The 26,488-nt window shown below is 72.2% G+C and carries 24 protein-coding genes and 5 pseudogenes; 19 read left to right on the top strand and 10 right to left on the bottom strand.

Features of this window, described 5'->3' with window-relative positions; all coding sequences use genetic code 11:
- Window positions 1-249 precede the first annotated feature (249 nt).
- The gene (locus tag QIT00_RS11305; protein WP_282535044.1) at window positions 250-915 is read left to right on the top strand and encodes a DUF1707 SHOCT-like domain-containing protein; all 666 of its coding nucleotides are present in this window, start codon (window positions 250-252) and stop codon (window positions 913-915) included.
- Between the two features lie 285 nt (window positions 916-1,200).
- On the opposite strand, the gene QIT00_RS11300 is transcribed toward QIT00_RS11305, so the two are convergent.
- Window positions 1,201-2,808: an FAD-binding oxidoreductase gene (locus QIT00_RS11300; protein WP_408909757.1), complete on the bottom strand. Its 1,608-nt coding sequence runs from the start codon at window positions 2,806-2,808 to the stop codon at window positions 1,201-1,203.
- A gap of 249 nt (window positions 2,809-3,057) precedes the next feature.
- Here QIT00_RS11300 and QIT00_RS11295 point away from each other — a divergent pair, with 249 nt between their 5' ends.
- The 6 genes from QIT00_RS11295 to QIT00_RS11270 are packed head-to-tail and all read left to right on the top strand — an operon-like array spanning window position 3,058 to window position 9,148.
- Entirely contained in the window at window positions 3,058-4,086 is a 1,029-nt protein-coding gene (locus QIT00_RS11295) for a 3-oxoacyl-ACP synthase III family protein (RefSeq protein ID WP_282535043.1), read from the top strand.
- Window positions 4,083-4,826, top strand: coding sequence for a glycosyltransferase family 2 protein (locus tag QIT00_RS11290; RefSeq protein ID WP_282535042.1), 744 nt, complete (start codon window positions 4,083-4,085; stop codon window positions 4,824-4,826). Before QIT00_RS11295 ends, QIT00_RS11290 begins: the two co-directional genes overlap by 4 nt.
- Window positions 4,826-6,322, top strand: a complete 1,497-nt coding sequence (locus QIT00_RS11285; RefSeq protein ID WP_282535041.1) for a class I adenylate-forming enzyme family protein — start codon at window positions 4,826-4,828, stop codon at window positions 6,320-6,322. The genes QIT00_RS11290 and QIT00_RS11285 overlap by 1 nt, the downstream gene beginning before the upstream one ends.
- Window positions 6,319-7,092, top strand: a complete 774-nt coding sequence (locus QIT00_RS11280) for a glycosyltransferase family 2 protein (RefSeq protein WP_282535040.1) — start codon at window positions 6,319-6,321, stop codon at window positions 7,090-7,092. Before QIT00_RS11285 ends, QIT00_RS11280 begins: the two co-directional genes overlap by 4 nt.
- Entirely contained in the window at window positions 7,089-8,252 is a 1,164-nt protein-coding gene (locus tag QIT00_RS11275; RefSeq protein WP_282535039.1) for a cytochrome P450, read from the top strand. Before QIT00_RS11280 ends, QIT00_RS11275 begins: the two co-directional genes overlap by 4 nt.
- Window positions 8,249-9,148, top strand: coding sequence for an NAD-dependent epimerase/dehydratase family protein (locus tag QIT00_RS11270; RefSeq protein WP_282535038.1), 900 nt, complete (start codon window positions 8,249-8,251; stop codon window positions 9,146-9,148). Before QIT00_RS11275 ends, QIT00_RS11270 begins: the two co-directional genes overlap by 4 nt.
- An 86-nt stretch (window positions 9,149-9,234) precedes the next feature.
- On the opposite strand, the gene QIT00_RS11265 is transcribed toward QIT00_RS11270, so the two are convergent.
- The 5 genes and pseudogenes from QIT00_RS11265 to QIT00_RS11240 all read right to left on the bottom strand — a co-directional run bounded on the left by QIT00_RS11265 (window position 9,235) and on the right by QIT00_RS11240 (window position 12,668).
- On the bottom strand, window positions 9,235-9,684 hold the full coding sequence (locus QIT00_RS11265; protein ID WP_282535037.1) for a spore-associated protein: 450 nt from the start codon (window positions 9,682-9,684) through the stop codon (window positions 9,235-9,237).
- A 91-nt stretch (window positions 9,685-9,775) separates the two neighbouring features.
- Window positions 9,776-10,000: pseudogene (locus QIT00_RS11260) on the bottom strand (MFS transporter); the annotation flags it as partial.
- A 303-nt stretch (window positions 10,001-10,303) separates the two neighbouring features.
- The gene (locus QIT00_RS11250; RefSeq protein WP_282535036.1) at window positions 10,304-10,441 is read right to left on the bottom strand and encodes a hypothetical protein; all 138 of its coding nucleotides are present in this window, start codon (window positions 10,439-10,441) and stop codon (window positions 10,304-10,306) included.
- Complete coding sequence (locus tag QIT00_RS11245) at window positions 10,438-11,340, bottom strand: hypothetical protein (RefSeq protein WP_282535035.1); 903 nt, start codon at window positions 11,338-11,340, stop codon at window positions 10,438-10,440. The genes QIT00_RS11250 and QIT00_RS11245 overlap by 4 nt, the downstream gene beginning before the upstream one ends.
- A gap of 152 nt (window positions 11,341-11,492) precedes the next feature.
- Window positions 11,493-12,668 carry an epoxide hydrolase family protein gene (locus QIT00_RS11240; RefSeq protein WP_282535034.1) on the bottom strand — a complete coding sequence of 392 codons (1,176 nt, stop codon included), beginning with the start codon at window positions 12,666-12,668 and terminating at the stop codon, window positions 11,493-11,495.
- A gap of 82 nt (window positions 12,669-12,750) precedes the next feature.
- Between QIT00_RS11240 and QIT00_RS11235 the strand changes: the two genes are divergently transcribed.
- The gene (locus tag QIT00_RS11235; protein WP_282535033.1) at window positions 12,751-13,323 is read left to right on the top strand and encodes a CGNR zinc finger domain-containing protein; all 573 of its coding nucleotides are present in this window, start codon (window positions 12,751-12,753) and stop codon (window positions 13,321-13,323) included.
- Window positions 13,324-13,370: 47 nt separating this feature from the next.
- Here the strand turns inward: QIT00_RS11235 and QIT00_RS11230 are convergent, their stop codons facing one another.
- The 3 genes and pseudogenes from QIT00_RS11230 to QIT00_RS11220 form a co-directional block, all read right to left on the bottom strand.
- Window positions 13,371-13,667 carry a hypothetical protein gene (locus QIT00_RS11230; protein WP_408909753.1) on the bottom strand — a complete coding sequence of 99 codons (297 nt, stop codon included), beginning with the start codon at window positions 13,665-13,667 and terminating at the stop codon, window positions 13,371-13,373.
- Between the two features lie 289 nt (window positions 13,668-13,956).
- Window positions 13,957-14,394: a TOBE domain-containing protein gene (locus QIT00_RS11225; RefSeq protein ID WP_282535032.1), complete on the bottom strand. Its 438-nt coding sequence runs from the start codon at window positions 14,392-14,394 to the stop codon at window positions 13,957-13,959.
- Window positions 14,395-14,568: 174 nt separating this feature from the next.
- Window positions 14,569-15,972: pseudogene (locus QIT00_RS11220) on the bottom strand (PucR family transcriptional regulator ligand-binding domain-containing protein); the annotation flags it as partial.
- A gap of 231 nt (window positions 15,973-16,203) precedes the next feature.
- Between QIT00_RS11220 and QIT00_RS11215 the strand changes: the two are divergent.
- From QIT00_RS11215 to QIT00_RS11205, 3 pseudogenes are all read left to right on the top strand, one after another.
- Window positions 16,204-16,461, top strand: a pseudogene (locus QIT00_RS11215) (FAD binding domain-containing protein); the annotation flags it as partial.
- A 2-nt stretch (window positions 16,462-16,463) separates the two neighbouring features.
- Window positions 16,464-16,802 (top strand): annotated as a pseudogene (locus QIT00_RS11210) (molybdopterin cofactor-binding domain-containing protein); the annotation flags it as partial.
- Window positions 16,803-16,855: 53 nt separating this feature from the next.
- Window positions 16,856-18,006: pseudogene (locus QIT00_RS11205) on the top strand (XdhC family protein).
- Window positions 18,007-18,017: 11 nt separating this feature from the next.
- Here the strand turns inward: QIT00_RS11205 and QIT00_RS11200 are convergent.
- Window positions 18,018-18,398, bottom strand: coding sequence for a hypothetical protein (locus QIT00_RS11200; RefSeq protein ID WP_282535031.1), 381 nt, complete (start codon window positions 18,396-18,398; stop codon window positions 18,018-18,020).
- A gap of 6 nt (window positions 18,399-18,404) precedes the next feature.
- Between QIT00_RS11200 and QIT00_RS11195 the strand changes: the two genes are divergently transcribed.
- The 8 genes from QIT00_RS11195 (at window position 18,405) to QIT00_RS11160 (ending at window position 26,480) form a co-directional block, all read left to right on the top strand.
- Complete coding sequence (locus QIT00_RS11195; RefSeq protein WP_282535030.1) at window positions 18,405-18,578, top strand: hypothetical protein; 174 nt, start codon at window positions 18,405-18,407, stop codon at window positions 18,576-18,578.
- 177 nt (window positions 18,579-18,755) lie between these two features.
- A complete protein-coding gene (locus QIT00_RS11190) occupies window positions 18,756-19,151 on the top strand; it encodes an FhaA domain-containing protein (RefSeq protein ID WP_282535029.1) in 396 nt (131 codons plus the stop codon).
- A 111-nt stretch (window positions 19,152-19,262) separates the two neighbouring features.
- A complete protein-coding gene (locus tag QIT00_RS11185; RefSeq protein WP_282535028.1) occupies window positions 19,263-19,685 on the top strand; it encodes a DUF6003 family protein in 423 nt (140 codons plus the stop codon).
- 384 nt (window positions 19,686-20,069) lie between these two features.
- Window positions 20,070-21,197: a glycosyltransferase gene (locus QIT00_RS11180; protein WP_282535155.1), complete on the top strand. Its 1,128-nt coding sequence runs from the start codon at window positions 20,070-20,072 to the stop codon at window positions 21,195-21,197.
- A complete protein-coding gene (locus QIT00_RS11175) occupies window positions 21,194-22,702 on the top strand; it encodes a sugar transferase (RefSeq protein WP_282535027.1) in 1,509 nt (502 codons plus the stop codon). Before QIT00_RS11180 ends, QIT00_RS11175 begins: the two co-directional genes overlap by 4 nt.
- Before the next feature lie 2 nt (window positions 22,703-22,704).
- Window positions 22,705-24,075, top strand: a complete 1,371-nt coding sequence (locus tag QIT00_RS11170) for an O-antigen ligase family protein (RefSeq protein ID WP_282535026.1) — start codon at window positions 22,705-22,707, stop codon at window positions 24,073-24,075.
- The gene (gene murJ, locus QIT00_RS11165; RefSeq protein ID WP_282535025.1) at window positions 24,068-25,717 is read left to right on the top strand and encodes a murein biosynthesis integral membrane protein MurJ; all 1,650 of its coding nucleotides are present in this window, start codon (window positions 24,068-24,070) and stop codon (window positions 25,715-25,717) included. The genes QIT00_RS11170 and murJ overlap by 8 nt, the downstream gene beginning before the upstream one ends.
- Complete coding sequence (locus QIT00_RS11160; RefSeq protein ID WP_282535024.1) at window positions 25,707-26,480, top strand: polysaccharide deacetylase family protein; 774 nt, start codon at window positions 25,707-25,709, stop codon at window positions 26,478-26,480. Before murJ ends, QIT00_RS11160 begins: the two co-directional genes overlap by 11 nt.
- Window positions 26,481-26,488: the final 8 nt, after the last annotated feature.

The following is a 26,488-nucleotide window of genomic DNA, read 5'->3' as shown; positions in this document are numbered from 1 at the left end:
GACCTGAGGTCCGGTAGCCCGCAGAGCCCGGCGCACCACAGCCCGCAGACACCGTCGCGGGTTGGGCGCGCCGGGCTCTCGGCGCTCCGGGCGTCTCCGGCTCCGCGGACGACCGCGGCCAACGCCTCGTACGGGCAGGGGACTTGAACCGTTTCCCGGCACCGGGGAGGGACTTCTATCGCGATATAGCGTTAGCCTGATGGGTGCGCCACGCCGCGCGGAGACGTTCGAAGGGACCTGGAAGGAAGCATGTCGGGAGAGATCTCACCCACGGGGAAGCAGCCCGCTCCCGGCTCGTCGCCCGCGCTGCGAGCCTCGCACGCGGACCGGGACCGGGTGGTGGACGTCCTGCGGATCGCGGCGGGGGACGGCCTGCTGAGCGCGGACGAGTTGGACGAGCGCCTGGAAGTCGCCCTGTCGGCGCGGACCCTGGGCGAACTGGCCGTACTCACCGCAGACTTGCCCGCGGTGAGCGGTGCCGCCGCGGCGGTCGCGGAACCCAAGGACGTCGTCCGGATCGAGCAGGTCTTCAGCGGCGCCGTGGAGCGTACGGGGCGCTGGGTGCTGCCGCGGCGGCTTGAGCTGGCGGTGACCTGGTGCGACGTGACGCTGGACTTCACCGAGGCGGTGATCACCCAGGACACGGTGCGGATCGACGTGGCCATGGCGGGCAAGAGCCTGACGCTGATCACCGGGCCGGGCATCGAGGTCGACGTGGACGGCCTGACCCTGGTGCACTGCAAGCTCCGACGCCGCCGCATGCGCAAGCCCCCGGGCACGCCGACCAGGCTCCGCGTGGAGCTGGTCGGCCAGAAGGCCCACGGCAATGTGGTGGTGCGGCCCCCGCGCCGGACGTTCGGGCAGTGGCTGCTGCGCAGGCCTGCGGCGTTCCCTTCCGGGTCCGGGGGCGAGTGACGGGCGGCGGCAGGCCACGACGGCCTGCCGCGACGTCAGGCCGCCACGAGGGAGACCTCCGCTGCGCGGACGCTGAGCCGGTGCCGGGGGGCGGCCCACCGCGCGGCGATGGCCTCGACTCCCCGACCGGTGTCACGGACATCCCGCAGGACACCGGTCACCCCACCCCGAAGGCCGGGGCCGCACCCGAGCACTGGCCGCTGCGCGCCGACGTCACCGGCTTCAACGGCCGTCTTCACCGGCATCAAAGCCACGGAAGTCGTCCGGCTCAGACTCCGCGCGGAGTCACACGATCACCCCGGGGTTGAGGATGCCGGCCGGGTCGAGCGCGGACTTCGCCGCGCGCAGTGCCTGGTGGAACGGCTCGGGGCGCTGCTCGTCGTACCAGGGGCGGTGATCGCGGCCGACGGCGTGGTGGTGGGTGATCGTGCCGCCGCTCGCGCTGATCGCGGCGGAGACGGCGGCCTTGATCTCGTCCCATTGGGCCACCGTGCTGCCCCAGCGTCCGGCCGCGAAGATGCCGTAGTACGGCGCCGGGCCGTCCGCGTAGACGTGGGTGAACCGGCAGGTCACGAGGCCCTGCCCGGCGCAGACCTCGGCGATCGCCCGCTGCGCGGCGGCGGTGACCTCGGCGTGGAAGGCGGGAAAGGCGTCCCAGGTGCAGGCGGTCTCGAAGGTCTCCACGATCAGCGAGCGGCGGGCGAGGGCGTCGCGCTGGTAGGGCATCCGCAGGAAGGCCGAGCGCCAGGCCTGCGCCGCGTCCCCGGCTCGTTCCTCCGGTGTGCCCTTCGAGCGGTCCCGGCGGGCGAGCACGGTGCCGCGGTGGTCGCGGACCAGTTCGAGGGCGCGGTCGAGCCAGGCGTCGACCGGATGGTCGGCGGACTCGAAGCCGATCAGGAGCAGGCCGCCCGAGGTGGTCGTGGCGGCGTTCATGAGGGCTTCGGCGGGGTCGAGGAGCCGGCAGTTGGAGGGGTGGAGGCCGGCCTGGGCGATCGCCCGGGTGGCGGCGACCGCGTCGTCGTACGTGTCGAAGCCGACGGTGCCGGTCTGCTGCCAGACCGGCCGGTCCTGGAGCCGCATCCAGGCCTCGGTGATCACGCCGAGCGAGCCCTCGGAGCCGAGGAACATCCGGTCCGCGGAGGGGCCCGCTCCGGAACCGGGCAGGCGCCGGGACTCGCCGACCCCGGCCGGTGAGACGACGCGGAGGGACTCGGTGAGGTCGTCGATGTGGGTGGCGAGGGTGGCGAAGTGGCCGCCCGCGCGGGTGGCGAGCCAGCCGCCGAGCGTGGAGAACTCGAAGGACTGCGGGAAGTGCCGCAGCGTCAGCCCGTGCGGCCGCAGTCGCGCTTCGAGCGCCGGGCCGTAGACCCCGGCCTGGATCCGTGCCGCGCGGCTCACCGGGTCGACGTCGATGACCTGGTCGAGCCGCTCCAGGTCGAGGGTGACGGCGGGTGTGTCGAAGCGCGGTTCGACCCCGCCGACGACCGAACTTCCGCCGCCGTACGGGACGACCGGGGTCCCGGTCGCCGTGCACCAGTCGAGGACGTCGACCACGTCCTGCTCGGTGCGCGGCCGGAGCACGAGGTCGGGAACGTGGGCGATGTCCCCGTGCAGGTTCCGCACGACGTCCCGGAACGCCTTGCCGCGCGCGTGGCCGAGCCGGTCGACCGGGTCGGCGGAGCAGAGGTCCGCGAGCGCGGGCGGCGGCGTGACCCGGGGCTTCGGGACGCCGAGCGTGAGCGGGTCCGGCGGCGGGTGGTCGGTCAGGTCGTGACCGGGCAGCAGCGCCGCGACCCGGCCGACCAGGGCGGCCGTCTCCTCGGGGCCGAGCTGGGCGGCATCGGTGCCCCAGCCCCACCAGGACCGTGCGGGCATCGTGGGCATCGCGGGCATCGCGGGCATCAGGGCGTCCTCCCGTCCGCGGCGGCCGAGCGCTCCCGCACCGTGCGCGTAAGTCCCGTACAGCTCGACGCAGTTGACATCACTGCCCTTCCTGTCCACCGGCAACTTACCGACCGGTCAACCGAAGTCAAGGGAGGTCAAGGGAAGTCGAGCGATGCCCGCGCTTCGGGCCACCTACCCAGGGCGGATTGAGTACGCGTGCTCAGGCGGGACGCCCGAGGGCCCTCTTAGCGTCCCTCCATGCATATAGACCACGTTGCCCGCGCCCCGGAGGTCCGCGTCGGCATCACCGCGGTGGCCTCCTGTCTGCCTCGGGCCGAGGTGAGCTCGTACGACCTCCAGGAGCGGGTCACCGCGGCCGCCGGGCTCCGGCTGCCGGACCGGACGTTCGAGCGGGCGACCGGCATCGTCTCCCGCCGTGCGGCGGCGGACGGCGAGTACGCCTCGACGCTCGCGGTACGCGCCGGACGTACGGCCCTTGGCCGGGCCGGGCTCGACCCGTACGACATCGACCTGTTGGTGTTCGGCTCCGCGACGCGGGACGTGGTGGAGCCGGCGACGGCGCACATCGTCCAGGCCGACCTTGGCTCCCGGGCTTATGCGCTCGACGTCACGAACGCGTGCAACAGCTTCGTCAACGCCATCGACACGGCACGGGCGTTGATCCTCGCCGGCCGGGCCCGCCGTGCCCTCGTCGTCACCGGCGAGACCCCGAGCCGGGCCGTGCGGCACCGGCCGGCCGACGCGGGCCAACTCCGCGACGGGTTCGCCGGGTACACCTTCGGTGACGCGGGCGCGGCCGTGGTCCTGGAGGCGGTGGAGCGGGGCGGCATCGTCGACGTGGACACCGAGACGCACTCCGGGCACTGGGCGGTCGGCGGGATCTTCGGCGGCGGTTCGCGGCATCCGCGGGGCGACGAGCACACGTACTTCCGTGGGGACGGGAGCGAGTTGCGCGAGGTGTTCGAGAAGGTCGGCACGTCCGTGCTCGACCGGATGCGCCGCCGCACCGGCCTGGAGTGGGGCGACTTCCGGCACATCCTGGTGCACCAGGTCACCGTTCCGTACCTGGAGCGGTTCGTGGAACTCACGGGTGTGCCCCGGGACCGGCTCGTCGTCACCGTGCCCGGGCTCGGCAACATGGCGAGCGCCACGCTCGGCGTGCAGCTGGACCGGGTGCACGACCGACTGCGGTCCGGCGACCGGGTGTTGTTCGTCGGCCTGGGCGGCGGCGTGAGCATCATGACGATGGTCTGGGAGAAGGCATGAGCGCTCCCCTCTGGGTCGTGGTGCCCGCACACCAGGAGGCCGCGCGGATCGGCGCCACGCTTGAGGCGCTCGCCGCCCAGCGGGACCGGGACTTCACGCTCGTGGTCGTGGACAACGCCTCGACCGACGCGACGGCCGCTGTCGCGCACGCCTTCGCCCGGCGGGCGCCCTTCCCGGTGCACGTCCTGAGCGAGCCGGAGAAAGGCGTGGGCTGTGCGGTCGACACCGGGTTCCGGTTCGCGATCGACCGGGGTGCGGTGCTGCTCGCCCGTACCGACGCCGACTGCCTGCCGCGCCCCGGCTGGACGGCAGGGGCCCGGGGCGCGCTGGCGCGGGGTGCGGGTCTGGTGTGCGGACGCATCGACGCGCGGCGCGACGAGCACGGGCCGCTCGGGCGGGCCGTCTTCCGCGCCCTGGTCCGCGTCGCCGCGTTCTTCGGCCGCGTCCGCCCCGCCCACCACCACCGCCACGGCTACCTCGCGCCGTACCGGATGCACGCCGGCAACAACATGGCCATCACCGCCGACCTGTACGACGCCGTCGGCGGCATGCCGCGCCGCCCCTCGCCCACCGACCGGCTGTTCCTGAACCGGGTACGCCGGCACACCACGGCCATCGTCCGGGCCCGCGACATGGTCGTGGAGAACTCGACCCGGCGGCTACGCGCGTACGGCGTCGTCGGCACCGCCCGCTGGTACCTCGACAAGGGCCCGGGCCATCACGGGGAGGACCCGCGCTGATGCTCGACACCCTCGCCCACACCCTGCGCGCGCACCCGGACCGGCCCGCCGTACTCGGCGCCACCCGCACCGGCGCCGTCCGCGTCAAGGCCACCCACGCGGACCTGGCCGACCTCGCCGACCGCCATACCGCGGCCCTGCACGCGCGGGGCATCGGAAGGGGCAGCACCGTCGGCGTCGCCGTACGGCCAGGGCCGCGCGCCCTGGCCGTGATGCTCGCCGTGCACCGCCTCGGCGCGCGGGCCGCGGTACTCGACCCCGGGGCCGGTCCCGACGTGCTGCGCGCCCGGCTCGCCCTGGCGCGCCCCGATGTCGTACTCGCCGACGCCACCGCGCAGGCGGTCGCGGGCTTGGCCCGGCCGCTCGCGCGCCGGGCCCGCCTCGCCCTGCCGGACCTGGCCGAGCTCGGCCCGGTCGTCACGGTCGGCCCGCGGCTGCCGGGCTGCGCGCCCGCCCTGGACTCCGGTGCGCGGACGACGGCACTGCCCCGGCCGGTGGACGAGGACGGCGACGCGGTCATCGTGTTCACCTCGGGCACCACGTCGAGTCCCCGCGCGGTGGTGCACACGCGGTCCTCACTCGCGGCCGGGATGGCCACCGTCGCCGAGCTGGTCGCCCCGGAGGCCGGACGGCCCGTGCTCGGCGGCACGTTCTTCGTCCTCCTGCCGTCGCTCGTGAGCGGGGCGCCGGTCGCGCTGCCCGCACGGCCGCCACGCGTCCTGGCCCGGCAGATGCGTCAACTGGCCCCGCAGGCAACCTACTTGACGCCCCCGCAGCTGCGTCGCCTGCTCGCTGCGGGCGGCCGGTTCACGGGCCGGGTGTGGACCGGCTCGGCCCCCGCGAGCGCCGACCTGCTGACCCGCGTCAAGCAGGCGGGCGCCGACGAGGCCTGGGGCGTCTACGCGCTGACGGAACTGTTCCCCGCCGCGGCCGTCGAGCAGGCCGAGAAGGCCTCCTTCACCGGGGCCGGAGACCTGGCCGGTACGCCCCTGCCGGGGGTCGCGGCCAAGACGGACGCCACGGGCGAACTGCTGCTGTCCGGCCCGGCCGCCCGCCACCGCTGCCTCGGCCGGGAGCCGGACCCGTGGGTCGCCACCGGGGACCGCGCCCACCTCGACGCGTACGGCCGGATCGTCCTCGAAGGGCGGCTCAAGGACATGGTGCTGCGCGAGGCGGAGAACATCTACCCGGGCCTGTACGAACCGGCGTTGCACGTACCCGGCGTCGAACTCGCCGTACTCGTCGGCGTACCGGCCGGGGACGGCGACGAACACCTGGTCGCCGTCGTACAGCCGAGCCGCGGAGCCGACCGTGACGCGCTGCGCGCCGCGCTGGCCGGGCCGTTGGAGCGGATGGGCGCCGCCCGGCCGGACGCGGTGCTCCTCGCCGACATCCCGCTGGCGGGCCGCTCGCTGAAGCCGGACCGCGCCGCCACCGCCCGCCTGGCCGCGGTGCGCCTGGCCGCGGTGCGCCGGAGCGACGGGAGCCGAGGGTGAGCGCGCGGAGAGGGGCTTTGTGGGTGGTGGTGCCCGCGTACAACGAGGAGTCCGGCATCGCCGCCACCCTCACCGCACTCGCCTCCCAGACGGACACCGACTTCGCCCTGGCCGTCGTCGACAACGCCTCCACCGATGCGACCGCCGCGCTCGTACGCCGCTTCGCGAGCACTACCGCGCCCTTCCCGGTGCACGTCCTCCAGGAGAAGGAGCGGGGAACCGGCGCCGCCGTCGACACGGGGTTCCGGTACGCGATCGCCCAGGGCGCCGCGCTCCTCGTCCGCACGGACGCCGACTGCCTGCCCGCCGCCGACTGGATCGCGGCGGCGCGCGCGGAGTTCGGCCGCGGCACGGAGCTGGCCTGCGGCCGCAGCGTTCCGCGCCGCGACGAGCGGCCCTCGCTCGCGGAGCGGTATCTGCTGCCGGGGGTGGTGCGGGCGACCGCGCTGTACGGGCGGTACCGCAGCGCCCACCATCACCCGCGCTACCGCGCCCCGTACGTGCTGTGCCACGGCCACAACATCGCCGTCACCCCCGAGTTGTACCTGCGTTGCGGCGGCACGCCGCGCACCCCGCTGGAGGGGCCGCCGGAGGACGTCGTGCTCCTCAACAGGGCCCGTGAGCACTCCGACCGGATCGCCCACGCCGAGCGCATGGTCGTGTACGCCAGCCTGCGCCGACTGCGGGCCTGGGGTGCGCGCCGGACGCTGCTGTGGTGCTGGGAACGGCGTTACCGTCCCGCCGACCCGAAGGAGGTGCACGTCCGATGAACACCGCTTCGCAGGATGGAGTGCGGGCGGCCCGGCGCCGTGACCGGCGGGTGTACACCCGCTCCCACCCCGTGCTGTTCGGGCTCCTCGCCGCGACCCGCCGCAGGCCGGTGGCCCGTGTCGGGCGCGCCGTCCTCGTGCATGGCTCCGCCCCGTACCGGCAGGCCCTGACCCGGGTGCCGCTGGACCGCACGGCGGCCGGTACGACGGGCGGCGCCGCGCGTGAACTGTCGGCCGGTGGAACGCTGTTCGACCAGGAGGGCGCCGGTCACCGGGGCACCCGGCGTGCGGTCGCCGAGGACCTCGGCGCGGCCGGGGTTGGGCGGCTGCGGCCGGTGTGGCAGGAGGTCCTGACCCGCCGCCTGGCCCCGCTGGCCGCCGGACAATCGGTCGAACTCGTCCTTGTCGCCCGCGAGTTGGCAGGCGCGACCGTCCAAGCGCTGCTCGGGTCCACGGCCGCCCCGGAGGACATCGCCGAGGCGGCCGCCCACGCGGCGGCCACCGCCGTACGCGACCATCTGCCCGGGCCCAGGCCGCCCGGCACCGCGCGTGCGGCGGTCGCGGCGGCCGCGCGTCTTGAGGCGCTGCTGGCGGCGGACCTGCCCGGTGACGGCACGGAGTCCGCGCTGCGGGCGATGCTGGCGGTCGCCGCGGTCAACACCACCGTCGCGGCACTGCCGCGCGCCGCCGCCTGGTGCGCCGACGCCCGGCTCTGGGAACAGGCCGCCGACGACCGGCTGCGACCGGCTCTCGTCGGCGAACTGCTGCGCGTGACCGCCCCTTCGCCGCTGCTGCCGCGGGTGGCGGCGGCCGACGCGGAGCTGGGCGGCTGCCCGGTGCGGGCCGGGGACCGGCTGCTCCTGGTGGCACGGCACGCGGTACGCGCCCACAGCGACCCGCCGGACGCGCACCACCCGGCACCGCCCGCCGAGGCCCGACTCGTCTTCGGCGCGGGCGCGCACGCCTGCCCCGGCGCGCGCCTCGCCCGCGCCCAGCTCGCCGACACACTCGCCGCGCTCGCACCCCACCGCCCCACGGTCCTGCGCGCCCGAGTCGACCGCGGCGCGGCCCTCCCCGGCTGGCGCTCCCTCACGATCCGAGCGACGAGCCGAGCGACGAGCCGAGCGACGAGCCGACCCTTCTCCCCGGAGCGTCCATGACCACCATCGCCGTCACCGGAGCCGGCGGCTTCTGCGGCTCGCACATCGCGAGGACCGCCGCCGCCCAAGGCGCCCAAGTCCTGTGCCTGGGACGGAGACCGGGCCCCGTCGGACGGCACGTCCCCTGGGACGCCGCGCGGGAGGTGCCTGACCTGTCCGGTGCCGATCTCGTCGTGCACTGCGCGGCGGCCGTCGGCGACCCGGTGCCCGGCTCCCCCGCCGAGGCCGCGATGCGCGCCGTCAACGTCGACGGCACGGCACGGCTGCTCGACGCGGCGGCGGGCCGTCCGGTGGTGTGGGTGAGCAGCGCCAGCGTCTACGCGCCCGCTCCGGGCGGCCTCCCGATCACCGAGGACCATCCCGTGCGCGGGCACCTCAACGCGTACGGCCGCACCAAGGCGGCCGGGGAGCGACTGGCCCTCGCCGCCGGGGCCGTGGTGCTGCGACCGCGTGCGGTCTACGGTCCCGGGGACCCGCATCTGGTCCCACGGCTGCTGTCCCGGGTCCGGCGCGGGCAGCTCGTCCTGCCGGGGCCCAGCTCCCGCCTGAGCCTGACGGCCGTCGAGAACCTCACGCGGGCCTGCCTCACCGCCGCGCACTGGCCCCCGGGCGCGTACAACATCGCCGACCCCACCCCGTACGACCGTGACACGGCCATCCGCACCGTCCTGCGCGCCCACGGCACGCGTGCCCGGATCCGCCATCTTCCGCTGCCGGTCGCGGAGACGGCGGCCCGGGCGGCTCAGGCCCTGGCGCGCCTGCGCCCCCGCGGCAAGCCGGTCCTCACCCGTTACGCGGTGCGGCAGTTGGCCCACCCGGTCGTCCTGGACGTGACCAGGGCCGAGGCCCAGGGGTGGCGGGCGGAGCGGGGGCTCGGGGACTACGGGGGCGGGTAGTTCGGTGGTCGACGCCCGCGGGCCCGCCCTGGCGCACCGCGTGAGGTGCGTCAGAACGGGCCCGGGGGACGGCCGAGTTGTCGTGGTCAGCGGACCGTGGTGACCCGGTGTTCCTTGAGCGCGGCGCAATTGGAGCCGGTCACCTGGACGTACACGTTGCCGATGCTGCCGCCCCAGTCGACACAGTGGGCCTTGCCGTAGGCGTAGACGGGACCGGCGTACGAGGTGTAGGCGCCGTAGTCGTCGCCGCCCTCGCCCGTGTCGGGGATGTAGATCCAGGACGACATGTCCATCTTGGTACCGGGGTTGCTGCGGATGGTGACGACGCAGTTCTTGCCGTTGCTCGCGTTGTACGTCAGGTAGACGGTGCCCCGGGAGCCGATCGGCGCCGAGTTGACGGTCTTGTAGCCGCTGCCGCAGACCTTCTGCGGAGTGGTGTTGGGCGCGGCGGAGGCGGGAGTCGCCAGGGCGGTCGCACCTCCCATCGCCAGGGCCGACAAGGCCGCGACAGTCAGGGCAGATCGGTTGAATCGCATATTTCCCCCCATATGACGGTTGGAGTGGTCTGCTCGTACTTGGTATGACCCACAACACATCGCAATGGTTGTGCCCCTCTGTGCGGCTACTTCACCGAACCGCGGGGCTCGTGTCCGCCGCCTCGGCCGCGGCGGCGCGACGGAGGGCGTCCTCGTCCGTACGGGCGTCGTAGGCCAGGAGTCCGGGCAAGGCGGCGGCGAGCTGGCCGACCGAGACGACGCAGGCAAGGCCGCCGGTCCAGCCGGCAGGACGGGCGCCGGTCCAGCCGGCCGTCGCGCCCGCGCGGACCTGGCCGAGCTGCGGGCCGACGCTGTAGGGCGGCGGCTGCGGCGAGCCGGCCGTGCGGGACGGACTCGGCGTCCTCGCGGCCGTCCGCCGTCGCGGGCACGGTCCTGCGCGCCCACCTCTTCCGGTACGGCACCACGTCCGCGCTGTCCGGAACGTCGGCGGCCGTGGAGATCACGACGCTGCTCCGGCTGCTCCTGGAACGGCTGGAGGAGCCGGACCTGTCGTCCGAGTCCAGCTTCGCGCGCTGGGTCGCCGTGGTGCGTGGCAAGGACGTGGTGCGGCCGGTCGCCCAGCTCTCGCCGAACGGGCCGTTCCCTCGGCCCTGTTGTGTCAGGAGCCGGAGTCCGCCTTCTTCCCTGCGGGCCGGGAAGGGATCCGCGCCGACCGCCGGTGCTCGTGAAGCGCCGCGAGGGCCGTGTACGTCAACGGGAGGGTCAGCGCTGCGGAGACCAGGATGCCGACGATCACGGGGCGAGGATGCCGGCGTAGTAGGCGGCGAAGAAGTTGCCCGTGACCTGCTCGACGAGGTCCCGTACGACCGGGCGCAGCGGGAGGGCGAGTTGCACCGCCAGCCGGAGCACCCCGGCGGTGAGCGCGGCCAGCGGCAGCGCCAGGGCGAGGACGCGGGGCACTCCGCCGCGCGTCCACGTCAGCGACCAGGATCGGCGCAGGGCCGCGCGCGGGCCGAGGCCGGCTGCCGCGGCGGCCGGGGCGAGGGCGAGTCCGAGGCGCAGCAGCAGGGCGACGCACACGGCCACCGCGGGAGACGCGGTGACGAGTGTGTGCGGCCAGGATCCGCGTTCCAGGGGTTGCGGGGTGTCGAGGTGGTAGCCGGTGAGACTGTCCGCCACAGCATGGACGAGCAACGGCAGGGGCCATACGACCAGCCCGCGCAACGCGTTCACGGCGAGCACCGGTCGCCACCGCGCGCGGCCCCCGGCTCGCGGCCGCTCCTCCTCCGCGGTCGTGTCGGCGCCGTTGGCCGCCGCGACCGCTCGGGAGCACACGTTCTGCAGGGCCGCGCTGCCGACGCCGAGGAGAAGGAGGAAGAGCGGGAGGGTGTACAGGGCGACCAGAGCGAGGTCGGTGTGGTCGTGCAGGTACGGGTCCTCCAGCCGCTGGTACCTGATGCGTTCGTTCCGCATGTGCGTGAAGAGGGGCCAGGCGAGCGCGAATATCGCACCCGTCAGTACCAGCCCGACGAGTCCGGCCAGCCCGACGACCCGTGCCGTCGCACCCACCACGGCGCCTCGTTTCCACCGCAGGGCGACCAACACCGTCGCGGCGACACCGTGTTGCGGGCTCGCGCCCGGCGTGCCTGCGCCTGTCTGTGGCGCGGTGTGGTCGTGCGGGGTGGTGCGCTTCATGGGTGAGCCTTCTGTCCGTTCCTGATCCGTCCAGGTGAGACGCGGGGGCGGGCGGACGAGGTTCTCCGGACGGGCCCGGGCTTCACCGAGCCGCTTTCACCGACGGGGGGCTGGCACTACGGCTTCACCGAGGGGCGGCCAGCACTACCGCTTCACCGACGGGCGGCCAGCACTGCCGCGAGGCCTTCTTGCAGGTCCTTGACGAAATACTCGGGAACCTCCAGCGACGGGAAATGTCCCCCGCTTTCGGGTGTCCTCCATCGGACGATCTGCCGGTACCGCTCCTGCGCCCAGGGGCGCGGACACTTCTCCACGTCGCGGGGATACATGGTGAGGGCCGACGGCACATCGACCCGAAGTTCGCGGTCCAGAGAGTTGTGGCTCTCGTAGTAAATGCGGGCCGCCGATGCGCCGGTCCGCGTCAGCCAGTACAGGGTGACGTCGTCAAGAACTCTGTCCATGGAAATCGTCTCGAACGGACTGTCTTCGGTATCTGTCCACTCGGCGAACTTGTCGAGGATCCAGGCGAGAAGCCCGACCGGTGAGTCGACGAGCGAGTACCCGATGGTCTGCGGTCGGGTCGCCTGCTGCTTCGCGTACGCGGCGCGGTGGCGCCAGAAGTCGCGGGTCTCCTCGGCCCACTCGCGCTCGACCGCCGTCAGCCCGTCCGTCGCCAACCCGGGCGGCGCCTCCGCGAACGTCGAGTGGATGCCGAGGACGTGCGCCGGGAACCTGCCGCCGAGGACCGTGGTGATATTGCCTCCCCAGTCGCCGCCGTGGGCCGCGAATTCGCCGTAGCCGAGCCTTCCCATCAGTTCCACCCAAGCGGCCGCGATCTTTTCGGTTCCCCACCCGGTGGTGGCCGGCTTGTCGCTGTAACCGAAGCCCGGCAGCGACGGAACCACGACGTGGAACGCCGGCGCGTCCGCGTCTTTCGGATCTGCCAGCTCGTCCACTACGTCGATGAACCGCACGATGCTGTCCGGCCACCCGTGCGTCAGGAGCAGCGGAGTGGCATCCGCGCGCGCGGATCGGCGGTGCAGGAAATGGATTCCCAGATCATCAATGGCCGTACGGAACTGGCCGATCGCGTTGAGGCGCTCTTCGAACGACCGCCAGTTGTACCCGGTGCGCCAGTAGTTCACGACGTCGACGAGGTCGGCGAGCGGAACGCCCTGTTCCCATCGGCGAGGGCCGGGCGCGGCGCGGTGGACCGTCTCGGCCTCCGGCAGTCGCGCCGCGGCCAGTCGCGCGCGCAGATCGTCGAGGTCGGCGTCAGTTGCGTGGGCTTCAAATGCTTGTACGTCGCTGGCTGTTGGACGGGGCATGAGACCTCCTGGCCATCGCGGAACCGGCTTAGACGGTTCTAGCAGTCCGCCGAGCCGCGCCGCAACCGGCTAAGCTGGTTCCATGCCTGCCGACTTCCCTGACTTCCGCCTCGGCAACGTGCTGGCGACCAGCTTCACGGGGACTCTGTCGGAGCGTCATGGCAACGCCGTGGAGCGCGTTCCCACGCCGCGGCGACTCATCGACTGGCTGGCGGTGTACGGCCTCGCCGTGGACTCCTGCACCGCTGCCCAGCTCGACCTCGCTCGGGAGCTGAGGGAGTCGATTCACGCCGCCGCGACAGCGGCGGCGACGCGGGACGCTCTCCCTCCTTCCGCCGTCCAAGTCATCAATGACCGCAGCGCTCAGGGGCGGGCCGCGGCGATCCTGACGCCCGAGGGCAAGCGGCAATGGCGGCTCAGCTCGGCTTCCGTGGAGGATGCCCTCAGCGTGATCGCCGCCGACGCGATCAGCGTCATCGCGGGCGAACGAGACGGAAAACTGGCCCTGTGCGCCTCACCAACGTGCCGAGCCGCCTTCTTCGACACCAGCCAGAGCCGCACCCGCCGGTGGTGCGACATGAACACCTGCGGGAATCGTCAGAAGAAGGCACGCTTCAACGCCAACCAGCGCAAGAACTCCAGATCAGCGGATTGATCACGGATCCGCGAGGAGTCCCCCACCGTGCCCTGGGGGCGGGGCTCTCAGGCCAGGTCCAGCAACTGCTCGTGGAATCCACCGAATTCACGGCGGCGGTCCACGAACGCGACGTCGTCCGGGCCGATCACCCGGTCCGGCGGGTTCTCCCGGTACGGCACCAGGGTGTTGGCGCCGGAGCGGACGATGCGCTTGTGCCCGTGCCTGGCCGTGCCTGGCCGTGCCGAACATCTCGTTTGCCAGGCCCTGACGCGGTCACCGGCCTCGCGGGCCAAGAGCGGCGCGACCGTGTACAACGTCCAGGCATCGGCGAGCAGTTCGGGCTCCTCCTCGACCCGCTGCATCGTCCGCCGCGCCGCTTTCGGTCGACTCCGCGCCGACCGGTCCGCGCACCCGCAGCCGGCGCCCCAGAGCGGGCCAGTAGTGCTCGCGTCGTCGGCTCGGCGACCTCCCCGCAGACGGTGAAGGACGCGATACGGGTCGGGAGGTGCGGGGTGGTCAGGGTCGAGGTGGTGAGGGACGAGGTGGTCAGGGGCGCCGTGCTCGGCTGGCTCATCAGTTCCCCTTCAGGCCGACGATCGGTGCCGCGTCGAGTGATACCCGAGCACTGCCCCTGGGAACCGTATGCGGTTGCTACGAAACTTCGTCTGGCATTCGCTGCACGGCAGCACACCTGGGAGTGTCGACATGGACGTTGGTCGACTTCACCCGCGCCGTGACCGTGACGCCGACCTGGATGCCGAGTTCCTCGACGGACTCGCGCGTCACAAGCGAGACGATCCGGTGCGGCCCCGACTGGACTTCGACCTGCGCGGCGATGTCGTCGAGCGTCACGCGGGTCACGATCCCGGTGAACGCGTTGCGTACGGACGTGACCGCGGACCTTCCCGGCAACGGGTGCGCGCCCGCTCCCCGTTCCTTGGCGAACGCCGCCAGACTCACGCCGTCGATCGCCCGGTTTCCCGGCCCCTCCCGGTCCATGAGCAGCCGTCCGGAGTCGGCCCGCCTCCGGACGGTCTCCGAACTCACGCCCAGGAGTCTCGCTGCCTGACCAATGCTGTACGACGGCACGCGGCGCACTCCAGGCCAGGGCGCCGCCTCCCTGGTCAGCGGCACAGAAGGGGGCGGCGTGCAGGTCGAGTTTGTGGTCGAGGCGGGAGAGGTTGCGGCCGGTGAGTGCCTGTACGCGTTCGATGCGGTAGTGGACGTGTTGACGTGCAGATGCAGGGCTGCGGCGGTGCGGGCCCAGGAGCAGTTGTGGGCGAGGAACACCTCCAGGGTCTCCAGAAGCGTTCGGTGCGAGGCGGACTCGCTGCCGTCGAGTGGGCCGAGAGCCGTGCCGCTGAAGGCCCTTCGCACGTCGTCGGGGATGCCCGCCAGGAGTGCTTCCAGAGAGGAGAGTTCGCCGATCGTGGCCACGTGGCCGGTGGTCGGGGAACTGTGCCGCGCGGCCGCGATCGCGTAGCGGGCCTGGGCGAGGGCGGCGTGGAGTCCGGTGGGCTTTCCGGCGAGGCCGCTGACCCCGGCGTACAGCGGAGTCCGCGGTCGGCAGCCGTTCAACAGGGGCCAGGGCTCGGCGAGTCGGAGGGAGTCCTCGCCCGCGTGCGCGCGTACGACGGCGACGGCTTCGGCGTCCATGGTGGTTCCGGCCGCGAAGACCGTGCCGGGGAGGTGCTGAAGTGCCTCCCGGAGCGCTTCCTCGGCACCGCTGTCCGTGAACCGCCCGCCGCTGTCCGTGAACCGCCCGCCGGTGGCCGTGACCACGACCCGCCAGGGCCCCTCGGCCAGCGGCCCGCAGGACGCGAGGGCGTTCGCGAGCGCTCCCGCGTCGGTGCCGCCCAGGTCGATCAGCGCGATCAACTCCTGCCCGGCCCGTCGCCGGGCCGCTTCCTTGCCGTGGCGATGGCGGCGGTACCGGCCGATCACCTCCGCGATCTCATGCAGCGCTCGGGGCGGCGCTCCCCCGGACCGGGGCAGGTGGAGATGCCAGGCGTCGTACGGGGTGGTCTCCGCCTGGACGTGCAGCGTCTCCCCGGTGCGGCGGCGCAGGCTCTCCACCGCCCGTGCCGCCGGAAGCCGGGGAGCCGAAGCGGTGCGGGCGATCGTGCGGCCGCCGCTGGTGAGCACGTAGGCCGGCGGTGTGCCGAACGGCGCGAGCGCACGCCCCAGGAGTTCGTCGGCGCCGGTGTCCTGTTCCACGAGGCGGCCGAGGTCGCCGCGTACGTTCTCGGGCAGGGCGAAGTGGTCGGCGGGGCCGCGGTTGAGGTCGCCCCACTGGCGCCGGTACACGGCTTCGGTGATGGCCCGGAAGGTGGTGTGCGCGGATACGGCCAGGAGCGGGATGCCGTGTGCGCGGCAGTAGTCGACGACGTCGACGGGGACGCTGCCGTGCGTCTCCTCTCCGGCGAGCAGTGCCGTGGCTCCGGCCTGTGCCAGCGCGGAGACGAACCGCTCGGCCCTGGCCCGGCCGTCCGCCTCGTTCCACCAGACCAGGCCGCTGAGCACGATCTCGCCGGGCCTGACGAATCGTGTGGGGTCCTCCAGGTCGGTCGCGGTCACTCCGCTGATCGCCCGGCCGAGCAGTTTCTCGCCACCCCAGAGGTGGGTGAGATCGAGTCCCTCGATCTGGAGGAGGTCTCCGACGTGCATGGCGCTGACTCCTTGTACGGCCACCGGAACGTGCTCCGGCTTCTCGTATTCACCAGGTGAATCCGAGTCGAAGCATCGTAAGTGCCAGCTTGTCGCAGGGGGATGCCTCTTGGTTGATTCACCAGGGACGGGCGGCTCCGGCGGGAGATTTTCCGTGTGGCGGACCAGTCGTTCTCGGCCTCCGGCGCGGCTTCACTGGGGAGGCAGGCAGCGACCGACGGCGATGGAGACATGGATCTGAACACGGTGCTCGACATGCGTGACGCACGACGTCACGAGCCCTGGCGGCCGGGGGACGCCTGGCTCGGCGGCGGCACGTACCTCTTCTCCGAGCCGCAGCCGCGGCTGCGCCGCCTTGTCGATCTGAGCCGGATGGGCTGGGAGCCGGTCCGGACACTGCCCGACGGTTCGGTGGAGATCGCGGCCACCTGCACGATCGCGCAACTGTCCCGGTTCGGGCGGGCGCTCGGCGCTCAGGCCGCTCCGCTCATTTGCAGTGCCGGGGCCAGGTCGAAGGCGGAGTCGCCCAGGCGCTGGGTGCGACGCTCTTCGAGACCGTACGGGTCGACGAGCGCGGCGAGGTGACGACGGCCGCCTTCCGCCGGTACCGCCTCCCGCAGTACGCCGACATGCCGCGCACCGAGGTCCACTTCATGGAGACGTCCGACTCGACCGGCCCGCTCGGCGCCAAGTCGATGAGCGAGAGCCCCTTCAACCCGGTGGCCCCCGCCTTCGCCAACGCCTTGTACGACGCCACGGGCATCCGGTTCACCGAGTTGCCCGTGACCCGTGACCGCGTCTGGCTGGCGAGGCACCAGCGGACGGCGTGACGAGGCGCGTCCACACCCCCTGATTACTTGACCGCTGAGCGAAGGAGACCGCCATGCTGGCCATCGCCGAAGAGCTCGACCGGTGGGCCCGGGAGGGTCGTGAGTTCGCCGTCGCCACGATCGTGGCCACGAACGGAAGTTCGCCCCGGCAGCCCGGTGCGGCCCTCGCCGTCGACAGTGACGGCACAGCCTTCGGTTCGGTGTCCGGCGGCTGTGTGGAGGGCGCGGTCTACGAACTGTGCGACAGGCCCTGGCCGACGGCGAGAGCACCCTGGAGAGCTTCGGCTACAGCGACGAGGACGCCTTCGCCACCGGGCTGACCTGCGGCGGAGTCATCGACATACTCGTCACGCCGGTCCTGGCCGACTCGCCCGCCCGGGCGGTGTTCGCCGCGGCCTGCGCCGCCGCCGCGCAAGGGGCGGCGGCGGCCCTGGTCCGCGTCGCCGAGGGACCGCCCGAACTGCTCGGCCGTGCCCTTCTGGTGCACCCCGACGGCAAGTACGAGGGCGGGCTCGGCGGCCACTTCAACCTGGACCGGGCGGCAGTCGGCGAGGCCCACGCCCTGTTGGACGCCGGGCGGACGGGGACGGTCGCCATCGGCGAGGGCGGCGCGCGCTGCGGACAGCCGCTGACACTCCTCGTCGAGTCCAGCGTCCCCCCACCCCGCATGATCGTGTTCGGGGCGATCGACTTCGCGTCGGCACTGGTCAGGGTCGGCAAACTCCTCGGCCACCACGTGACCGTGTGCGACGCCCGCGCCGTCTTCGCGACGAGGCGACGCTTCCCCGAGGCGGACGAGGTCGTCGTGGACTGGCCGCACCGCTACCTGCAGTCGACCCGGCTGGGCTCCCGTACGGTGCTCTGCGTCCTCACCCACGACGCCAAGTTCGACGTACCCCTGCTGGAGCTGGCGTTGAGACTGCCCGTGGCGTACATCGGCGCGATGGGTTCACGCCGCACCCACCTGGAACGCGACGAGCGGCTGCGGCAGGTCGGCGTCACCGAACGGGAACTGGCCCGACTGCGCTCCCCCATCGGACTCGACCTCGGCGCACGGACACCGGAGGAGACGGCACTGTCGATCGCGGCGGAGATCGTGGCCGTCCGGTGCGGCGGCTCCGGTGCGTCGCTGAGGGGAGCGCACACGCCGATCCATCACGACGGGCCGAGACGCTCCGAGCTGACGATCGGCGAGGTCGCGTAGACCCTGCCGGTTCACCAAGGGGGCTCGACGGTCACGAGCGGCGGTAGGCCCGCGTACGCAGGCCCCGGTTCCACTGACGACAGGATCAGGTGGTCCCGCATGATGCCGTGCACCGTACGGAGATCACCGCAGCAGTCCCTCAGGTGGTCCGCTCGCGATCTGGCGAACGCGGCACCCAGTCGGTCCCGGTGTTCGGGCCGAACGTGCTCGCGGGTGCGGTCGAGCAACGTGCGCTCGGCCGCGTGAGCGTGTGCGGCGAGGGTGGCGAGCACTTCGACGCACGCTGTCCACGCATAGGGGGCCTGCGCTTCGGCCTCCATCAGGTCGAGCAGAGCTCGGGAAACCTCGCCCTGTGCCGCGACGCCCCGGCCGAGGAACGTGTCATCGATCACCGAGTGATGGTGGAGCTCGGGATAGACCTCGCCCCGTTCGGCCCGGACATGGGCGATGTGCAGTTCCGCGAACTGCTGCAGCGCGCGGGAACGGTCGACGCGTGGATGCCGCATCTGCGCCAGGAGATCTTCCGCCATCTCCTGGTCCTTGAGGATCAATTCGACAACGTCGGAGGATGACGACATGGAGCCTGCCTCTCGGACTCGGTCTCCCCCGGCTACCCGGACAGGCCGAAACAACACCGCGGGCACCGACCGAAGCCGCGAGACTCCGAGGCCGCGAGCCCGAACCCGAGAGTTCCGGCACGGCCCCTTTCGGGTGAGCATGTCCGGCACGTACGGGGGCAGCGGAACGAGATGAGACTTGTTTCCGCCGTCGAACACACGATGGAAAGATGGTCCGACTCGCTGTGGGCCTTCCTGCTGCCGCCACGGCGGAAGGAGTGCGAGGTCGTGGCCATACTGTTCCGCCAGTGCGATGACAACGCATTGATCCTCAACCGCGAACGGACCCTGGTACCCAACGACTTCGTCATCGAATTCCCCCCGCCCATTCACAGCAGGCTCACCGAAGGAAACAGCAACCTGGACCGGCAGCTCTCCGTCCAGGTCCGACGGCACGCCGCCGAAGCGGGATATTCATTCGCCGGCCCGGTGACCGTGCACCTGACGTCATCCGGAAGCAGCGCCGTACGGCGATTCCGCATCCACAGCCGCATCGTTCCGTCCGACCTCCGCCACAGGAACCGGTGATCCCCGCCACCCGCTGCCCCTCCTCGTGAACGGTCGTGTTCTCAGCGTGAGTTGACGGGGCGCTAACATCGGTGCGCCGCTGCTGTCCGACCGAGAAGGCGAATCCGCGCGATGGCCGATGACGCATACCTGTTCCTGCTCCCTGACCGGCACCCTCGACTCGGAGCCGCGCTGGCCGCCGTCGGCGCCCTGGAGTGCACGGAAACGCCTGCCGTACACGGTTGGCTCCAGGCCCACGACGTATCCGACTCCTCGCAGCAGGTCCGCATCCTTCCCGCCGGAGACGCGGCACTCATCCCCGACGAGGCCGAGCGTCTGCCCATTCCGTTGAGCGGGGAAGAGGCCCTGCGGGTCCAGCAGGAGTGTGCGCCCCAGTCGGTCATCGACATGGAGGGCGAGTTGCTGGAGTTCCGGGACACGACCCAGGACTGGGAAGCCCTCGTGCACCGCGCCCTGACCGCGGGCATTCCCGCCCCGCGCATTGCCCAGTTGACCGGCCTTGACCCCCAGGACATCGGACGCCTGACCGCGTGACCATGGCTGCAAATGAAGGTGGTTGAGCCCCTTCGACGGCCTCAGCCAGGCCCAGCTATTTCTCTTCGCATTCCTCCTGCCAGGCAGACTCCTGGTTCTCGTTTATCTGGTCCGGCGAGTACTACATAGCCGCGAATCGGCTCGCCGGACAGCGAGAGAAGAATCCACGCCGCACGAGCAGGAAACGGCCGCATCCACGGATCGCCGAATAGGCCGCCGCGGGTGGATGAGTCGCAGCAACAACGCCCCACCATTCAGGTGGTTTTGACGATGGCCGCATCGCGTCTCCTTCACCGCTTAACGCTTTTCCCTATTGTTTCCCTCCTGCGAGTCACAAGACGTGTTCAGCCCTGCCAAGAGAGGCCAGACGTGCAGCGCGAATACATGGCAACAGGTGGCAGGTTCAAGGCTCTTCATATTCTTCAGCCCGATGGTGGAGGGGTGCCCCGCGTTGTCGTCGACCTGGTGCGCGAGCAGGCCCGTGCCGGTTTGGACACGGTAGTCGCGTGCCATCCGGAGCTCTCCCTGGCCGAGGACCTGACCGTGGCCGGTGCGCACGTGGTCCCGTGGCGGGCCGCACGGTTCCCCGGACCCCAACTGGCGTCCGAGGTACGTGAGGTGGCCCGGATGGTGAAGGACGTACGGCCCGACCTCGTGCACGCGCACAGCGCGAAGGCCGGTCTGGCGGCCCGCCTGGCGCTGCGCGGCCGAGTGCCCACGGTGTTCCAGCCCCATGCGTGGTCGTTCTCCGCGGTCGAGGGAGTAACGGCCGCTGCGACGGTCCGCTGGGAGCAGCTCGGCGCACGCTGGTGCGATCGGATCGTGTGCGTCAGCGCGGCAGAGCGGCGCGAGGGGCAGGACGCCGGGATCATGGCGCACTGGGAGGTGATCCCGAACGGGGTCGACCTGTCGCGGTTCAGACCGGCGGAGCCGGGAGGCGGCCGGTGTGCTCGGCCCCCGGTGGTCGTGTGTGTGGGGCGCCTGTGCCATCAGAAGGGCCAGGACGTGCTGCTGAGCGCCTGGCCGAGGGTCCTCAAGGCCGTACCGGACGCGAGGCTGCTGCTGGTGGGTGACGGTCCCTCGCGTGCGCACTGGGAGGCGACGGCGCCCGCACAAGTGGAGTTCGTCGGTGCCGTGAGTGACGTCCTTCCGTGGCTGCGGAGAGCGGATGTGCTGGTTCTTCCGTCGCGCTGGGAGGGGATGGCGCTGGCTCCCCTGGAGGCCATGGCCACGGCCTTGCCGGTGGTGGTGACCGATGTGAACGGGGCTCGGGAGAGCCTGCCACCGGGCCACCGCGCCCTGGCTCTCGTACCGCCGGATGACCCCTCGTCACTCGCCCGTTCCGTTTCCAGGCTGCTCGCCGATGCGCCGCTGCGAACGGAGATGGGCCGTCAGGCGTGCGTCCACGCCCATGCCTTCTTCGATGTGCGCCGTACCGCGCGGGCCGTCATGGACCTGTACGAGCGCGTGGCTCCGTCGCCTGCGGTCACGCGTCAGCGGCAGCGCGTATGACGCCGCACAGCTCAGCCCTCTCCGCCACCGCCCCGTCCGGACGGGAGTTCCAGGACGTGGGCGCCGGTGTCCGTACGCCCGGAGTCCAGGAACGGCGCGTACGGGCCGTCATGCCGAGGGCCCCGAGACGTGGCCGTTCCGCGCGGTCGCTGTGGGTCGGCGATGTCGGTGCGGTGGTTCTCGCGACTGCCTTGATGGCTCGTACGAGCGCTGTGGTGACGCAGTTCGGGGAGCTCCTGGCTCTCGTCGTCCTGCTGGCGTTGGCGCAGACCGGGCTGCATCTTCGCAAAGGGCTCTACCAGGACCGGCTGAGTCGCTCGGTTCTGGCGGAGACTCCCGCACTCGCTTCCTGCACGCTCCTTGTCTGGGGCGCGGCCGCGGCGTTGCTCGCTGCCTGGGACCACGGTTACGCGCTGTCCTTCTCCGCTCTGGGTCTCGCAGTGGCGATGCAGGTCCTGACGCTGATCGTCCTCCGCGCCGTGTGTCACCAGGTGTGGCGGGTCCGGCGCTCTCGCCGGCCGCATCCCGCGATCATCGTCGGGCAGGGCCCCGATGTGCACCGGCTGGTTCATGTGCTGCAGCAGCAGCCGCAGTTGGGGCTCCATCCGGTCGGACTCGCCACGACGAGCCGGTTCCCCCCTCCCTTCAGCGGCGACAGGGGACCCGCCCTGCCCGTGTTGACGGACCGTGACGCCGTACTGCGCGCTCTGATCCAGAACGGGGTGCGGCATGTGGTGCTGGCTCGCTCGGGCGGCTCCCCCACGCTGCCGGCGCCCGACTTGATGCGCCTCTTCGCCACGCACGGGCAACAGGTATGGATCGTCGACTCCGGCGAGGAGAACCACCAGGTCGTTCCTCCCCGGTCCCTGCCGGACCATCTGTACGGATATCCGGCGCAGTTGCTGCGTACCCGTGCGGCGCGCCGGCCGTCGATGTACGTCAAGCGGGCGGTGGACGTCGTCATGTCCGGGGCGGCCCTGGTGCTGCTGGCGCCCGTGCTGGTCGTCTGCGCCTTGGCGGTGCGGTGCAGCGACGGCTCCGGGGTGCTGTTCCGCCAGGTGCGGATCGGCCAGGACGAGCGGCCGTTCATGCTGCTGAAGTTCCGCACCCTGCGCCCGGCCGACGACGTCGAGTCCGAGACGCGGTGGAACGTCGCCGGGGACGCCCGCATGAGTCGCGTGGGCGGGTTTCTGCGACGCAGTTCGCTGGACGAGCTGCCGCAGCTGTGGAACGTGCTGCGGGGAGACATGAGCCTCGTCGGTCCGCGGCCCGAACGCCCGTACTTCGTGGCGAAGTTCGCCAAGGAGCACCCCGGTTACGCCGCCCGGCACCGGATGCCCGCCGGGATCACGGGGCTGGCCCAGGTGAACGGGTTGCGCGGGGACACGTCCATCGCGGACCGGGCCCGCTTCGACAACCGCTACATCACCACGTGGACGTTGTGGCAGGACATCACCGTCATGCTGCGCACGGCTGTTTCGCTGCTACGCCTGGGAGGCGGCTGAGCATGGCTGACCTGGTACGGGACCTGGTAGGGGCCCGTCCCCAGTGGCCGAAGGTCCGTGGCGGCCACCACCGGTCGAGCCACGCTGTCGCGCTGGTTCTGCTGGCCGCCCCGGTCCTGCTGCTCGCCCTTCCCTACACGGGCGGCGACGCCACCACCGTCGATGTGACGCCAGCGGATGTGGGGAGCGCGCTGCTGGTCTGCTTCTGCGGTGTGCAGGTCCTGCGGGGCCGCGCCCGGCCGCTGCCGCCTGCGGCGGCCGTGGTGTTCGCCGCTCCCACCGTGGCGCTGGCGGCGGCAGCGGTGACGGCGGCGGACCCCGTGGCGGCGCTTCCGGGGCTCGCCCGGTACCTGCAGATCTTCGTCCTGGTCCCCGTGGCCGTGGTGCTGCTGGTGCGCGACGAGCGGGACTTCCGGCTTGTCGTGGCAAGTCTGCTGCTGCTCGCGGTGGTTGAGGGCGCGGTCGGGCTGCACCAGTACGTCACCGGCACCGGGGCGTCGTACATGGGGCAGGACATCCGGGCCGTCGGGACGTTCGGGGCGACGGACGTCATGGGGATGGCGACGGTGGTGGCGCTCGGCACCGTGGTCGCCGTGGCCCTGGCTCTCAGACCGCCCGCGCGGCACCCCGACTGGTATCGGCCCGCGTTGCTGGTCACCGCTTGCGTGCTGTGCGTACCGCTGGTGCTGTCCTTCAGCCGCGGAGCCTGGATCGCCACGGTGCCGACGCTGCTGGTACTGGTCGCCTTCACCGGATGGCGCCGGCTGGTGCAGTTCCTGGCGGCGGCGATCGCCGCCGTGGTGGTGCTGGTCGGCGGCTTCGGTGTCGGCTCCTCCCTGCTGAACCAGCGGCTGAGCAGCATCACGCAGGTCACCGACGCGCCCGACCAGTCGGTCACGGACCGGTACACGATGTGGGCGGCGGCCTCCGGCATGTGGCAGGAGCACCCGGTCACCGGCGTCGGGCTCAAGGGGTTCGCCACGCACCGGGACGCGTACTCCGGCCTCGCGCTGTCCGCGGGCAGCGACACCGCCGGCGCGGGGCGGGACTTTCACCGTCAGCCCCTTCTGTCACCGCACAACATGTACCTGCTGGTGCTCAGTGAGCAGGGCCTCCTCGGTGTGGTCGGCCTCGTCGGCAGCTGGCTGGCGATTCTGGTGCTCGCGCTGCGCCGGACGTGGCGCTCCCTGTTCCGCGGCATCGGCACGTCGGCGGACTGCGGCCTGGTCGCGATCGGGCTGCTCGCGTGGCAGCTGATCGACTTTCTGTACGCGGACATCGGCGGCCCTTCGACCGCGCTGACCGGCATGCTCTTCGGCCTGTGCGCCTGGTGGGCGCTCGCCTCGCGGGACGGCGAGGGCGGACATGGCTGAAGCGGTGTGCGGCAGCGGGCCGTTGCCCGAGGCGCCGCCGGGCCCTCCCCCGCCGACGTCTCCGGCCCCGGTCGGCTCGGACCGGTTGGGGCGCGTCCTGGCCAGGGCCGCCGCGTGCACCGCCGCGCTGACCATCGCCGGTGCGGTCCTGGGCCTCGTACGCGACCAGTCCATCGCGCACCTGTTCGGCGCGGGAGAGGACAGCGACGCCTTCCTGGTGGCCTGGACCGTGCCGGAGATGGCCTCGACCCTGCTGATCGAGGACGGCATGGCACTGGTTCTGGTGCCCGCCTTCAGCCACGCGCTCGCGCGGCGGGCGGCACAGCCGCAGGAGCCCGATCCCGTACAGGCGTTGGTCGTCCACACTCTGCCGCGGCTCGTCGTGGTCCTGGTCTGCTGCGCGGGTCTGCTGATGGCGGCCGCTCCGCTGGTCGTGCGGCTGCTCGCGCCAGGGCTCAGCAGGCCGGACGTCGCGGTCTCCTGCATCCGCCTGACGGCCGTCACCCTGCTCGCCTTCGGTCTGGCGGGCTACTTCAGTGCCGCGCTGCGGGCGCACCGCAGCTTCGTCGCGCCCGCCACGATCTACGTGGCCTACAACGTCGGCATCATCGGCACGATGCTGCTCCTGCACGAGGCGTGGGGTATTCGCGCCGCCGCGGCGGGCGTGGCTCTCGGCAGTTGCCTGATGGTTCTCGTGCAGCTGCCCGCGTTCCTCCGCCACCGTGGCGCGGTCCGGCGTATCCCCGCTCCCCGGTACGGGCATTCCGCCGTCGCGGGCCCGGCGCTTGTGAGCCTGGCCGCCCTCGCGCCGATCGTGCTGTTCACCGTGAGCCGGCAGCTTCAGGTGGTCGTCGAGCGTTTCCTGGCGGCAGGCCTGCCCGCGGGGGCCATCTCGCACCTCAACTACGCGCAGAAGGTGGCGCAGATCCCGATGGTGCTGTCGCTGATGATCTGCACGGTCACCTTTCCCGTGGTGGCGCAGGCGATGGCCGACGGCGACTCGGAGCTGGCGCGGCGCCGCATCGAACGCGACCTGGCCACCGCCGCTCTCCTGGTCCTTGCCGGTTCGTCCCTGGTCATCGGGTACGCGCCGCAGATCGTCGAAGTACTGTTCCAGCGCGGCGCGTTCGGCGAAGCCGACACCACGGTGACCGCCGGGGTGATGCGCGTCTACGCTCTCGGTCTCCTGGGGCAGTGTCTGGTCGGCGCGCTGTGCCGCCCCTACTTCTCCACCCCCCGCCCCACCTGGTATCCGCTGGCCGCCATGGCTGTGGGCCTGACCACGACCGCGGTGGCGGGGGCCTGGAGCGTTCAGGTGTGGGGGGCGTACGGCATCGCCGGCGCGAACGCCCTCGGCATCAGCGTCACCGCCGTACTGCTGCTGTGCGGCCTGGGGCCGCGTGTGGTGCCCATCGGTGTCCGCACCACGGCCGCCACCCTGGCGAGACTGGCGACCGCGGCGGCCGTCAGTTCGGCCGCGGGCTGGTTCCTCGGGCCTCGCGTACCCCACGCGTTCCTCAGCCTCTGCGCGGGGTTCCTGCTGATCCCCGCGGTCTTCGCCGCGTCCTGCGCCGCGTTGCGCGCTCCGGAGATCGCCCACCTCGTCGATTGGCTCCGTCGGAAGGTCCGTCATGCCCGTTGAGACAGGGATCGCCCCCACCGCGTCGCGCCTCAGGCCAAGGACGCCGTGGATCTGGATGTACCACTCCGTCGATGACGCCACCTGCGATCCGTACGGCATCACCGTCGAACCGGACCGCCTGGAGCACCAGATGAACTGGCTGCGGCGCCGGGGCCTCAGAGGTGTCGGTGTGGCCGAGTTGCTGCGCGCCCTCGCCACCGGGCAGGGCGACGATCTGGTGGGGCTCACCTTCGACGACGGCTACGCCGACTTCGCCGCGCACGCGCTGCCCGTGCTGCGGCACCACGGCTTCACCGCCACGGTGTTCGTCCTCGCCCATCGTCTTGACGGCACCAACACCTGGGATCCGCTGGGGCCTCGTAAGAGATTGCTGTGCGGCGACGGTGTGCGCTCCGTCGCCGCGGCCGGCATGGAGATCGGTTCCCACGGACTGCGTCACACCGATCTCACCCAGCTCTCCCCCGCCGACCTGCGCAGCGAGGTGCTGGACAGCCGGACGATCCTCTCCCGGGTGACGAACCAGCCGTTGCAGGGCTTCTGTTACCCCTACGGGCGGCTGAACGAGCGGACCGTGCAGGCCGTGAGCCTGGCCGGATACGAGTACGCGTGCGCGATCAGCCCCGACCCGCCGCATGGTCTGCTCGCCCTCCCCCGGATCCACATCAGCCAGGCCGACCGCTCGTGGCGGCTCCACGTCAAGCATCTGCTGCACCATGCGCCCCGGTGCATCGGTACGTCCCGGCCGGCCGGCCCCGACCAGTGAGCGAGCCC

Source organism: Streptomyces luteolus (assembly GCF_029968015.1).
GTDB classification, from domain to species: Bacteria; Actinomycetota; Actinomycetes; order Streptomycetales; family Streptomycetaceae; genus Streptomyces; species Streptomyces luteolus.
Note: the sequence above shows the minus strand (reverse complement) of the source record. Positions and strands in the feature narration are given on the sequence as shown.